This is a genomic window from Anaerolactibacter massiliensis (assembly GCF_900290205.1).
Lineage (GTDB): Bacteria > Bacillota_I > Bacilli_A > Erysipelotrichales > Erysipelotrichaceae > Bulleidia > Bulleidia intestinalis.
Genome location: NZ_OLMH01000002.1, coordinates 1,687,600 through 1,699,824, shown reverse-complemented (window position 1 = coordinate 1,699,824; position 12,225 = coordinate 1,687,600). Strand labels below are relative to the sequence as shown.

The following is a 12,225-nucleotide window of genomic DNA, read 5'->3' as shown; positions in this document are numbered from 1 at the left end:
GATGGGATTATTTGACAAGAAATACTGCGATATCTGCGGAGAAAAAATCGGACTTCTCGGAAACCGGAAACTTGCGGATGGAAATCTATGCAAGGATTGTGCATCAAAGCTTTCGCCATGGTTCCGCGATCGGAAGAATGAAACCGTGGAAGAGATCAGAAAGCAGCTGGAATGGCGGGAACAGAACAAGGAGAAGGTCAGGAACTTCCATCCGGATCGCGTGATCGGAGAAGGAAAGAAAGTGCTGATAGATTCTGCGGCGAGGACCTTTGCAGTGACTTCTGCCGCGGATCTTGAAAAGGATAATCCGGACATTCTGAATCTGTCTGATGTGACCGGAACAAATCTTTCCGTGGACGAATCAAAGCGGGAGATGTTCAGAAAGGTAGGAGACAAGAGCGTCAGCTTCAATCCTCCTAGATATGAATACAGCTATGATTTCAGAATGACCATTTATGTCAGCAATCCGTATTTCAGCGAGATGGAGTTCGATCTCAATCAGCAGGAAGTGACGTTCCAGGAAAACGGAAGAAGATTTTCCGGAAATGTGCTTTCAGAAAGCCCTCGCTATCGCCATTACGAAGAGATGGCGGAAGAGATCCGGAAGGCATTGAGCACACAGCCAGGAAGTTCTGCAGCAGTTCCTCAGCCGGTCGCTCCTTCTTCAGCGCCAGAGGCTGGAAATCCTTTCTGGACCTGTCCGTATTGCGGAAAAGTCAACCAGGGAAAATTCTGCGAGGCGTGCGGAGCAGAACGCAGCATGTAAGAAAGGAGGGATCCAGGTGGCATCACAGATTACAAACTATCAGTGTCCTGCCTGCGGCGGACCGCTGCATTACAGCGGTGCTTCCGGAAAGCTGGAGTGCGACTACTGCGGATGTGCATATGAGCCTTCAGAAATAGAGGCATTGTATGCGGAAAAGAATGAAAAAGCAGCAGAAGCCATGGAAAGTGCAGGCTGGGATACTTCCGGAATGACAGAATGGGGGCCGGAGACATCCGGCATGCGTGCATACAGCTGCCCATCCTGCGGCGCGGAACTTGTCACAGATGAGACGACGGCTGCTTCCTGCTGCCCGTACTGCGGCAATCCGACGATCGTGCCGGGCCAGTTTGCGGGAGGACTGAAGCCGGACTATGTGATTCCATTCAAGATGGCCCGCAAGGAGGCGGAAAATGCTCTGCGCCAGCATTACCGGGGAAGGCCTTTTCTGCCGGGTGCATTCACGGCTGGGAACCATATCAGCAAGGTGCAGGGAGTCTATGTGCCATTCTGGCTTTTTGACGGAACTGCAGAAGGCTCCGCCCGTTATGAAGGCAGAAGGGTCAGAACCTATACGCAGGGAGATTATGAAATCACGGAAACTGACCATTATGACGTCTTCCGAAGCGGCAGTCTGCCGTTTGAGAAGATTCCCTCAGATGGATCCAGGAAGATGCAGGATGACTACATGGAATCAGTGGAGCCGTTCCACTATGAAGATCTGAAGCCTTTCTCGAATGCCTATCTGCCAGGCTATCTTGCCGATAAGTTCGATGTTCCTGCAGAAGAATGCGAAAAGCGGGCGGACCAGCGCTGCACCAATTCGCTTTCCGATGCATTGGCAGGGAGTGTGACGGGCTACTCTTCCTATTCCCGGATTTCTGAAACCATCCATCTGCAGCGCGGAAAAGTTCATTATGCGCTGCTGCCGGTATGGATTCTGAATACGAAGTGGAATGGGAAGGACTATCTGTTCATGATGAATGGCCAGACGGGAAAGATGGTCGGCGATCTTCCGATCAGTCCGACGAAGTTCTGGGGAACCTTTGCAGGACTGACATTCTCTCTGACAGCGATCCTGTCGCTGCTGTTTCTGAGGTAGGAGGCGATGCAGATGAAGAAGATGCTGATGATGATTCTGGCAGGATTCGTATTCCTGATTCTGCCGCTTCCGGCTGCAGGCATGCATGTCTTCGATGAGGCCGGCATTCTGAGCGAAACCCAGCTGGCTTCCCTTGAAGACTATGCCGGAAACATCTCGGAACGCTATCAGTTCGGAGTTTATATTGTGACGCTGCCTTCCCTTTCAGGCGGCGAAGTCGAGGAAATGGCGGATGAGCTCTATCATGAGCGTTATGGTCTGGGAGAAGGAACAGATCGGAATGGAATTCTGCTCCTGCTGAGCATGGAGGAGAGGGAATATGCATTGCTGACGAATGGTCCGAAAGCAGACTATGCATTTACCTCCTATGGACTGGATCAGCTGGAAGCGAAGTTTCTGGATGATCTGAAGGAGGACCAGTGGGCATCGGGATTCAATGATTATCTCTCGGAGTGCGATCGCTATCTGAGCCTGGCTTCAGAGAATCATCCGGTGAAACGTCCGCTCTGGACAGGAATTCTTCTGATCTTTGCGATTTCTGCAGGAATCTCCCTCGGAGTCTGCCTGATCCTGAAGCAACGCATGAAGTCGGTTGCCATGAATCGTTCAGCAGCTGCTTATTGTGCCGGCAGTCTGGCGCTCAGAGGACAGTCGGATCAGTTTGTGAATACGACGGTATCCCGGCGGAAGATCGAAAAGCCTTCCCGGAACTCAGACTCTTCGGGAACGTCTCATGGAAGTACGGTCCGAAGCGGGAAGTTCTGAATTCAGGTTCGTTCCAGGACAAGGATCCTGAGGCAGTGATTTACCATGCATGCATAAATAACCTCTGCCAGCCCGCAAATGGAATTGCTTGTCAGGGAAATCATTGCGGCAAGAAAGGACCCGATGAGGTAAGGCATGCGGATCTTCGGATGATCCCATCCTGTCTGATAAAGCATCCAGTTCAGCAGGATCATGAAACACCATGCCAGCATCAGATGAAGCGAGGAGAGCGTGCTCTCCTCTTTCTGATATGGGGTGAATACCATCAGGACCATCAGGCAGAGAGAAAAGAGACATTGTCTTCCCCAGTGAGGAATGAGGCCTGAACCCGCCTGATACAGCAGCAGGAATTCGATGATGCCGCAAGGAACTTCGCACAGAAAGAACAGAGAACGGTATCGGAGATCATTGATGAGCCCGGTATAGTTGAAGGAAATGAAACGATCCGGCAGAAATGGCAGCACGAACAGGACCGGCACAAGCCAGCGGCTGAGCGAAAGGATCGATTCTTGAACGGACTTGCGGCGCATATTAGAATTATACCAGCTTCAGAAACAGGAGATGCACAATGACAGTCAGAGTCGGGTATCAGGGGAATCACGGAACGTTCAGCGAGATCGCTGTGATGAAATATTTTGCAGGAAGAGACATCGAGCTTTGCGGGTACCGCAGCTTCCCGGAGATTCTCGCAGATTGCGAGAAAGGCGTGCTCGACTACGGGATGCTGCCGGTGGAGAATACGACGACCGGCGTCATTGCGAGAACGTATGACTTGTTTCAGAGCCATGACGTTCATGCGGTCGGAGAGACCGTTGTTCCGATCAGAGAGGATCTGATTGCGGTTCCGGGAACGAAGATCGAAGAGATCCGGGAAGTATACAGCCATCCGGAAGCACTGAGCCAGTGCAGCGGGTTCTTTGAAGCTCATCCGGGAATTCAGGCAATTGCCTGGCAGGATACTTCTGCAGCTGTTCATCATGTGGCAGAGTGCGGCGATCATTCCAAGGCTGCCCTTGGTTCGTGCCGGGCGGCGGAATACTATCAGCTGGTATCCTTGCAGAAAGATGTGCAGGACAGCCATACGAACATGACGAGATTCCTGCTCATGAGCGCGATTCATGAAGAACCGGAGGATGGCACGAAAATCTCGATTATCCTGACGGTGAATCATGAGCCGGGTGCGCTATATCATGCGCTCGGGATTCTGAGCTATGCGGATATCAACGTGACGAAGCTGGAGTCGCGGCCGATTCCTTCGGAGCCTTTCCATTACCGGTTCTATCTGGATTTCCAGGGCAATCGCAATGATCCGTTTGTGAAAACGGCACTGCTGAAACTGAAGGAACACAGTCTGGATCTGAAGATTCTCGGGTGCTACCGGGCAGCAGATTCACAATATTGAAATAATTTTCATTTGATTTTCAGCTCTTTACATCCTGCTTCGGGAGAGGTAAAATATTCCCGGTATATTTATGAGAACGATGCACGGTTACTATTACTTTACCTTTAGATAGTCAGGGTCATTCAGATAATGGCCCGTTTTGCGTGAAGGCATTATCTGAATGGTAAAGAGAACACAGCGATCTGAGCCACAGGATAATGTCCTGTGGTTTTTCTTTTCAGGGGAGATCGAACGATGGAGATTGAAGTACATACCAGACAGAGAAATTATCCGATTATTCTGGAACATGGGGTTCTTGCAAGGGCGAAGGAAGTGATCGGCGAATGCGGACAGCCGGTGCTGATCAGCGATACCGGGGTTCCGGAGAAATGGCGGAACCTGCTGCAGCAGCAGTATCCGCAATCGCCTATGATCGTGGTGCCGCATGGCGAGGAGTCCAAGAGCATCGCCCAGTGGTCCGGGATTCTTTCCAGGATGCTGGAAGAGAATGTGTCCAGAAAGGATGTCGTGATTGCACTGGGCGGCGGAGTAGTCGGAGATCTGGCCGGATTCTGCGCAGCTTCCTATAAGAGAGGAATCCGCTGGGTGAATATTCCGACGACGATGCTGTCGATCGTTGACAGCTCGATCGGCGGGAAGACGGCAGTGGATCTCGATGGCATCAAGAACTGCGTCGGTGCATTCTGGCAGCCGTCGGTGGTGCTGGCAGATCCGGAGGTACTTTCGTCGCTTAGCCCGCGGCTTCTGTCGGAAGGCATGGCCGAAGCAGTGAAGATGGGCATGACGCATGATCCTGGACTGTTTGCTCTGTTTGAACACGATGATTATATGGATCACCTCGATGAAATCATCTATCGCTCCCTGGAAGTCAAGCGCAAGGTCGTGGAACACGACGAAGAAGAAAACGGCGAACGGATGCTGCTGAACTTCGGACATACCTACGGACATGCATATGAAAGCTACTACGAGATGAACCGCTATCTGCATGGGGAATGTGTCGGCATGGGCATGATGACGATTCTGAAAAATCCAGAACTGAAGCAGAGATTATCAGCAGTGCTCACCCGGCTGAATCTGCCGCAGTCCTGCGATGCAGATCGTGAGGAAATCTGTCAGCTCGTGCAGAATGACAAGAAAGCAGATCATGATACGATCACGATCGTTCAGGTCGATGAGCTCGGCAAAGGCCATCTCGAGAAATGGAATCAGGAAGAGATCCGGGAGGGAATCGGACTATGAAGAATACATTCGGCAATGAAGTGACCGTTACGCTGTTCGGAGAATCACATGGGCCGGCAATCGGATGCGTGATCGATGGACTTCCTTCCGGCTTCCGCATTGATGAAGAGCAGCTGAAGCAGGACATGGACAAGCGTAGAGCGGTCGGTGCGATTTCCACAGGCAGACATGAAGCAGACGAAGTGCAGTTTCTTTCAGGAGTGAAAGACGGAGTTACGGAAGGAACACCGCTGGCAATTCTGATTGCCAATACGAATGTCCGTTCGAAAGACTATTCGGCGCTCGAGAATCTTGCTCGTCCGGGACATGCGGACTATACCGCAGAGATGCGTTATCACGGCTTCCAGGACACCAGAGGGGGCGGTCATTTCAGCGGCAGGCTGACGGCACCGATTGTGGCAGCGGGCTCGATCCTGAGACAGATGCTGGCAGGTCACGGCATTCTGATCGCAACCCATATTGCTTCGCTCCATGGCATTGAAGATGATTCGTTTTCAGAAGGATCTCTGAAGGAACAGATGGAACTTCTGAACGGCAGAGCCTTTGCGGTACTGAATGAAGCAACCGGAGAGAAGATGCAGCAGGAGATCCGCAAGGCTGCAGAGTCGCTTGATTCAGTCGGCGGCATTCTCGAGACGGTGGTCCTCGGCATGGAGGCAGGCATCGGCGAGCCGGAGTTTTGTTCTGCGGAGAGTGATCTGTCTGCAGCGATGTTCTCCATTCCTGCTGTCAAGGGCGTGGAATTCGGAGAAGGTTTCCGATTTGCAGAACTCTATGGCAGCCAGGCAAATGATGCCTTTGAGATCAGAGAAGGAAAGGTCGTGACGAAGACCAACCATAATGGCGGTATCAACGGTGGTATCACCAATGGCATGCCGATCCGCTTCCGGACGGTGATCAAGCCGACGCCTTCGATCGCAAGAAAGCAGGAAACCGTGAATTTCAGAACGATGGAGAATACGGAAATTGAGATTCACGGAAGACATGATCCGGCAATTATCCATCGGGCAAGAGCGGTCGTGGATGCAATGACTGCCATCACGCTGGCCGATATGCTTGCATCGGCCCATGGCCGGCAGTGGCTGAAAGGAGAAGAATGATGAAACTCGGACTGATTGGCTATCCGCTTGGTCATTCCTGGTCACCGGAAATTCATTCCTTCTTTCTGAAGCAGGACTGCTATTCGCTGATCGAGCTGAAGGAAGAAGAACTCGGACCGTTTCTGGAAAAGAAAGAATTCGATGGTCTGAATGTGACCATCCCTTACAAACAGAAAGTCATTCCGTATCTGGATGAGCTTGATCCGCTTGCACAGGAAGCCGGAGCAGTGAATACCATCGTGAATCAGAACGGCAGGCTGATCGGTCACAATACGGATGTCGAAGGCTTCCGGGATATGATCATGGCTCATGGCATTGATGTGAAGAACGGAAAGACTGCCGTGATCGGCGATGGGGGAGTATCCAAGGCGATCCGGTGTGCACTGAAGCAGCTTGGCGCAGACTTCTGCGTGACGAGCCGCAAGCACAGTCCCGGATCCATCACGATGCAGGAACTGCTTGATCATGCCTCGGAGTATGCGTGCCTGATCAATGCGACTCCGCTTGGCATGAAGCCGCATGATGAACTGATGCCGGCGGATCCTTCGGTATTTGACCATCTGAAGTATGCCGTGGATGTGATTGCCAATCCGCTGCGGACGAAGTTCCTGTTTGAAGCGAAGCTGAAGGGATGCGTGACCTGCGGGGGTTTCGAGATGCTCGTCCGCCAGGCGGCAGCTGCTGATCGCTGGTTTGCAGACAAGCATATTCCGGAAGCAGAGATCCTTGCATGCATGAAGTCTCTGTATGATCAGAGAAGAAGCGTCGTGCTCATCGGCATGCCGACTTCCGGCAAGACGACGATTGCAGAACTGCTGGCCGAAGAAACCGGAAAGAAGCGGATCGAGATGGATGAAGTGATTGAAGCAGAGATGGGCATGAAGATCTGCACCTGCTTCCAGGAACGCGGAGAGACGTATTTCCGAGATCTCGAAAGCAGTCTCTGCTATTCGCTGAAAGAAGCTATGGGGAGTGTGATCTCCTGCGGAGGCGGAGTCATCAAGCGGAAGGAAAACATGCAGGCATTAGCCGAGAATGGACTGATTCTCTGGCTGGACCGTCCTGTGGATCTGCTGTACGGATCGAGCGATCGCCCGCTTTCTTCTGATCGGGAACATATTCTGTCGCTCTATCAAGAACGAAGACCTTATTATGAACGCTATGCAGATGTCAGAATTGAGAATTCAGGCTCGGTCGGAGATACTTTGAAACAGATCAGAAAGGCAATGGAGGAAACATTATGATCATCACCCTGAAGAAGAACGCACCGCAGGGAGAAATTGATAAGCTGCATAAGCAGTTCGAAGACAGAGGACTGCAGGTCAACATCATCCAGGGAGAAAACTGGAATGTATGGGGATTGGTTGGAGATACGACAAGACTGGATGAACGTCTGATCCAGGCAAATGAATGGGTTGAGAATGTGCAGCGTGTGCAGGCTCCTTACAAGCTTGCCAACCGCATGTTCCATCCTCAGGATACGATTGTGGATCTGGGCCATGGCATCAGGATCGGAAACGGACAGCCGATCGTGCTGATGGCAGGACCATGCGCAGTCGAAGGAAAAAAGGAAGTCGAAGAGATTGCCGAAGAAGTCCATGAAGCAGGAGCGAAAGTGCTGAGGGGCGGGGCTTATAAGCCGCGTACGTCTCCGTATTCCTTCCAGGGTCTCGGCCATGAAGGCATCCTGGATCTCTATGAAGCAGGACAGAAGAATGGAATGCCGATTGTCTCGGAAATCATGTCTGCAGATAAGCTCGATGAATTCGTCGAATATGTGGATGTGCTGCAGATCGGTGCCAGAAACATGCAGAACTTCGATCTGCTCAAGGCAGTCGGACATACGAAGAAGCCGGTACTGCTGAAGCGTGGCATGTCGGCAACGATCGAGGAATGGATCATGAGTGCAGAGTACATCATGTCCGGCGGCAACCCGAATGTCATCTTCTGCGAGCGCGGCATCCGCACGTATGAGAAGTACACGCGCAATACGATGGATCTTGCCGTGGTGCCGATTCTCCGGGAGAGGACGCATCTTCCGATCGTAATTGATCCATCTCATTCTTCCGGCGACTGGAAGCTGATCGAGCCGGTATCGCTGGCGGCGATTGCGGCAGGCTGCGATGGTCTGATCATCGAATGCCATAACCATCCGGATCAGGCAATGTCAGATGGTGCGCAGTCTCTGAAACCGGAAAAGTTCGCACATCTGGTAACTAGTGCGAAGAAGGTTGCAGAAGCGGTCGGGAGAAGCATCCGATGAGAGTGAGGATTTTCCCCGGAAGAACTTCCGAAGGGGAAGTGACAATCCCGGCGAGCAAGTCGCTGTCGCATCGGGTGCTGATCTCTGCTGCATTAGCAGAAGGAACTTCCATGCTGCATCATGTGGCAGACAACCAGGATACCGAAGCGACGCTGCGGTGTCTGAAGGCCCTCGGAGCAGGATCTGAGAAAGCGGCAGACGGACTTCATATCACCGGAATCAGAGACTGGTCTTCGTATGAGGGATCTGTGCTTGACTGCGGGGAATCGGGCAGCACGCTGCGGTTTCTGATTCCGCTTGCGGCGATGACCGGAAAGGTCGTGACATTCACCGGGCATGGCAAGCTGATGCAGCGGCCTCAGTCCGTCTATGAGGAACTGTTCCGTGAAAAAGGACTGCTGTTTGAAAAGAAGGACGAATTCCTGCGGGTGCAGGGACCTGTGCCGGGCGGGGAGTATGTGCTGAAGGGAGATGTCTCTTCGCAGTTCATCACCGGCCTGCTGTTCACGCTGCCGCTCGCGGAGAAGGACTCCGTGATCCGGATCATTCCTCCTTATGAGTCCCGTTCTTATGTGCTGCTCACGGAGCAGATCCTGAAGGGATCCGGAATCACGATTCATGATGAAGGACTCGAGATCCGGATTCCCGGAAATCAGCGCTATCGTCCTTCAGAGCGCACGGTAGAAGGTGATGATTCCCAGGCGGCATTCTTTGAAGCACTCGGCGTGATTTCCGGAAAACCGGTATGTATTCATGGTATCAATCCGGAGAGCATGCAGGGGGATCATGCGATGCTGGACATTCTGAGGAAGATGGGCGGAAGTCTGAAGGAAATGGATGGTCTTGTAATCGCTGAACCTTCTGTTCTGCATGGAACGGTGATTGATCTGGAAAACTGCCCGGATCTCGGACCGGTATTGTTTGCCGCAGCGACGCAGGCAGAAGGAGTGACGAAGTTCATTCATGCCGGACGTTTAAGAATCAAGGAAAGCGATCGGATTGACGCTATGGAAGAAGAACTGACGAAGCTCGGAGCAGTCATGCACAGTGAGGAAGACTCTGCTGAGATCTCCGGGAAGACGAAGATCTCCGGAGGTGTCGTTCTGAATGGTCATAATGATCATCGGATCGTGATGGCGCTTGCGGTTCTTGCATGCAATGCAGATTCTCCGGTTACAATAGAGGGAACAGAAGCCGTCAGCAAGAGCTATCCTGATTTCTTTAAGGATCTGAAGAAAGCTGGCGTGAAGGTGGAACAGCTATGATCACACAGAATACGGTCATTACGATTGTCGGTCTTGGTTTGCTGGGCGGCAGCTACGCGGAAGGTCTGGCCAGAGAGGGTTACAGGGTGAGAGGCATTGATGCAGACCCTGAAGCCGTTGCGTATGCAAGAAAGAAAGAATGGATTGAGGAAGGAAGCACGGATCCTTCGCTGGTACGGGGAAGTGATCTGGTGATCTTTGCGCTTTATCCGCATGTGTTTGTTTCGTGGATCAAAGAGCACCAGCAGGAACTGAAGCCGGGTTGTCTGATCACGGATGTGACTGGCGTCAAGAGAAAGGTCATCGAAGCAGTGAATCGGATTCTCCGGAAGGATGTGGAGTATATCGCCTGCCATCCGATGGCCGGAAGAGAGTTCAGAGGAATTGCGTACAGTGATGCGAACCGCTTCCGTCAGGCAAATTTCCTGATTGTGCCGACGAAGGAGAATACGGAATCGGCAATCGAAACTGCAAAGCAGCTAGCTGAGATTCTGCAGTTCCATCATATTGCGGTGCTGAGCCCGGAAGAACATGATCAGATGATCGGCTATCTGTCGCAGCTGACGCATGTGATTGCGGTCTGCCTGATGAATGCAAATGACAGTACGCATCTGGCGCAGTATACCGGAGACTCGTTCCGGGATCTGACCAGGATTGCGAAGATCAATGAGAATATGTGGCCGGAGCTGTTCATCCTGAACAAAGATTATCTGATTGCCGAGATTGATGCGTTCGAGAGGGAGCTGCAGTCGTTCCGGAAGATGATTGATGAGGAAGATACGGAAGGCATGAAGCAGAAGATGATTCAGTCTACCGAGAGAAGGAAGTGCTTTGACAGATGAAGAAGATCATGGTTCTGAATGGGCCGAATCTGAATATGCTCGGTATCCGGGAAAAGAATCTGTATGGGAAAGGGAGCTATGAGGATCTGGTTGCCTTTCTGAAAGAAGAAGCCGGGAAAAGAGGCATTGAAGCAGACTGCCGCCAGTCCAATCATGAGGGAGATCTGGTGGACTGGATCCAGGAAGCATACTTCAGAGATATGCTCGGAGTGGTGATCAATCCGGGTGCTTATACGCATACCAGCATTGCGCTGGCAGATGCGGTAAAAGCAATTGCACCGGTTCCGGTGGTAGAGGTTCATATCACCGATATCAGCAGCCGGGAGGATTTCCGCCATATTTCCTATGAGGCTCCTTATTGCCTCACCCAGATCAAAGGCCATGGCTGGGCAGGCTATGCAGAGGGCATGGATGCGATTCTGAAGGCAGAAAACGAGCATTGATTCAGGGGAAGCTCGATCATTGTTTCCCTTGTGGAGAGATGATATAATGCGTTCACTATGAAGAAAAAAGAACTGTGGATACTGATCCTGATTGCGGCAGGAGCTCTGATTGCACTGGTCGTGCTGAACCGGAATACTCCCGCAGAATCATCGGGGACGAAGGTCGCGATCCAGCACGGAAATACGATCGTTCAGGAATTTGATCCGAATGTGGACGCGATTTATACCGTAGACGGAGATACTGGCGGACTGCAGGTGGAAGTCAAGGACGGCAGGTGGAGAGTCATCAATGAGAAATGCCCGAACCATATCTGCGCAAGCATGGGCTGGGCATCGGTGGATGATCCGATTCCGATCACCTGCCTGCCGAATAACATCATCATCTATCCGGAGGAGTCGGCTGCACAATGACGATCGATAAGAACCGCCATTTCACCTATCTGGCTCTGCTCAGTGCGATGGCGATCGTGCTGAACCTGGTGGAGTCCATCTATATCGGACCGATCATCGGCGTGCTGAGAATCGGCCTGGCGAATATTGTTGCGCTGATCACGATCCGCCTGCTTGGCGTGAAGGATATGATCATCGTCAACATCATGCGGGTAGTCATTGGAAATCTGTTAAGAGGAACGATTTTCGGGAGCACGTTCTGGATCAGTGCGGGCGGCGTGCTGCTTTCGAGCCTGGTGCTGATTCTTCTGGACCGGCTGAATTCCTCGCTGATGTTCACGTCGGTGCTGATGTCGATCGCGCATTCCGTCGGTCAGGTGTTCGTAGTCATGCTGTTCTATATGCAGCCAGGAATTGCCGTGCTGCTTCCTTATCTTTTCTTAGGATCCATTCCGGCTGGAATTCTGACCGGATACATTGCCGGACTGGTGCTGAAGCGGATCAAGCCATTGAGAATCAAACCGAAGCATACGAACTGAGCGCTATCTGTACAGATAGCGTTTTCTGTTTCCATGTGACAATTGTAAATTCTGCGTAAAGAACTATACTGAACTTACAGAATTGCAGTGCAGAAATACATACATCATAGAG

At 51.9% G+C, this 12,225-nt stretch carries 14 protein-coding genes; 13 read left to right on the top strand and 1 reads right to left on the bottom strand.

Annotated features, from left to right (window positions below):
- Position 1: 1 nt before the first annotated feature.
- Genes C7E00_RS11680 through C7E00_RS11670 form a run of 3 tightly spaced genes read left to right on the top strand, consistent with a single transcriptional unit; the run spans position 2 to position 2,630 of the window.
- A complete protein-coding gene (locus tag C7E00_RS11680; protein ID WP_105304432.1) occupies positions 2-766 on the top strand; it encodes a DUF4428 domain-containing protein in 765 nt (254 codons plus the stop codon).
- 16 nt (positions 767-782) lie between these two features.
- The gene (locus tag C7E00_RS11675) at positions 783-1,865 is read left to right on the top strand and encodes a hypothetical protein (protein WP_105304431.1); all 1,083 of its coding nucleotides are present in this window, start codon (positions 783-785) and stop codon (positions 1,863-1,865) included.
- A 12-nt stretch (positions 1,866-1,877) separates the two neighbouring features.
- Complete coding sequence (locus tag C7E00_RS11670) at positions 1,878-2,630, top strand: TPM domain-containing protein (RefSeq protein ID WP_167836576.1); 753 nt, start codon at positions 1,878-1,880, stop codon at positions 2,628-2,630.
- Positions 2,631-2,632: 2 nt separating this feature from the next.
- On the opposite strand, the gene C7E00_RS11665 is transcribed toward C7E00_RS11670, so the two are convergent.
- The gene (locus tag C7E00_RS11665; RefSeq protein ID WP_105304429.1) at positions 2,633-3,160 is read right to left on the bottom strand and encodes a hypothetical protein; all 528 of its coding nucleotides are present in this window, start codon (positions 3,158-3,160) and stop codon (positions 2,633-2,635) included.
- A gap of 38 nt (positions 3,161-3,198) precedes the next feature.
- On the opposite strand from C7E00_RS11665, the gene pheA reads away from it, so the two are divergent.
- From pheA to C7E00_RS11615, 10 genes are all read left to right on the top strand, one after another.
- Positions 3,199-4,032 (top strand): prephenate dehydratase, encoded by an 834-nt coding sequence (gene pheA / locus C7E00_RS11660; RefSeq protein WP_105304428.1) that lies wholly within the window; start codon positions 3,199-3,201, stop codon positions 4,030-4,032.
- Positions 4,033-4,266: 234 nt separating this feature from the next.
- Positions 4,267-5,271, top strand: coding sequence for a 3-dehydroquinate synthase (aroB, locus tag C7E00_RS11655; protein ID WP_105304427.1), 1,005 nt, complete (start codon positions 4,267-4,269; stop codon positions 5,269-5,271).
- On the top strand, positions 5,268-6,371 hold the full coding sequence (gene aroC / locus C7E00_RS11650; RefSeq protein ID WP_105304426.1) for a chorismate synthase: 1,104 nt from the start codon (positions 5,268-5,270) through the stop codon (positions 6,369-6,371). The genes aroB and aroC overlap by 4 nt, the downstream gene beginning before the upstream one ends.
- The gene (locus C7E00_RS11645) at positions 6,368-7,615 is read left to right on the top strand and encodes a shikimate kinase (RefSeq protein WP_105304425.1); all 1,248 of its coding nucleotides are present in this window, start codon (positions 6,368-6,370) and stop codon (positions 7,613-7,615) included. The genes aroC and C7E00_RS11645 overlap by 4 nt, the downstream gene beginning before the upstream one ends.
- Positions 7,612-8,634, top strand: coding sequence for a 3-deoxy-7-phosphoheptulonate synthase (aroF, locus tag C7E00_RS11640; RefSeq protein ID WP_105304424.1), 1,023 nt, complete (start codon positions 7,612-7,614; stop codon positions 8,632-8,634). Before C7E00_RS11645 ends, aroF begins: the two co-directional genes overlap by 4 nt.
- Positions 8,631-9,899: a 3-phosphoshikimate 1-carboxyvinyltransferase gene (aroA, locus tag C7E00_RS11635; protein ID WP_105304423.1), complete on the top strand. Its 1,269-nt coding sequence runs from the start codon at positions 8,631-8,633 to the stop codon at positions 9,897-9,899. Before aroF ends, aroA begins: the two co-directional genes overlap by 4 nt.
- Positions 9,896-10,741: a prephenate dehydrogenase gene (locus C7E00_RS11630; protein ID WP_105304422.1), complete on the top strand. Its 846-nt coding sequence runs from the start codon at positions 9,896-9,898 to the stop codon at positions 10,739-10,741. Before aroA ends, C7E00_RS11630 begins: the two co-directional genes overlap by 4 nt.
- Positions 10,738-11,184, top strand: a complete 447-nt coding sequence (locus tag C7E00_RS11625; protein WP_105304421.1) for a type II 3-dehydroquinate dehydratase — start codon at positions 10,738-10,740, stop codon at positions 11,182-11,184. Before C7E00_RS11630 ends, C7E00_RS11625 begins: the two co-directional genes overlap by 4 nt.
- Before the next feature lie 57 nt (positions 11,185-11,241).
- Positions 11,242-11,595 (top strand): NusG domain II-containing protein, encoded by a 354-nt coding sequence (locus C7E00_RS11620; protein ID WP_105304420.1) that lies wholly within the window; start codon positions 11,242-11,244, stop codon positions 11,593-11,595.
- Positions 11,592-12,113 carry a Gx transporter family protein gene (locus C7E00_RS11615; protein WP_105304419.1) on the top strand — a complete coding sequence of 174 codons (522 nt, stop codon included), beginning with the start codon at positions 11,592-11,594 and terminating at the stop codon, positions 12,111-12,113. Before C7E00_RS11620 ends, C7E00_RS11615 begins: the two co-directional genes overlap by 4 nt.
- The last annotated feature ends 112 nt before the right edge of the window (positions 12,114-12,225 follow it).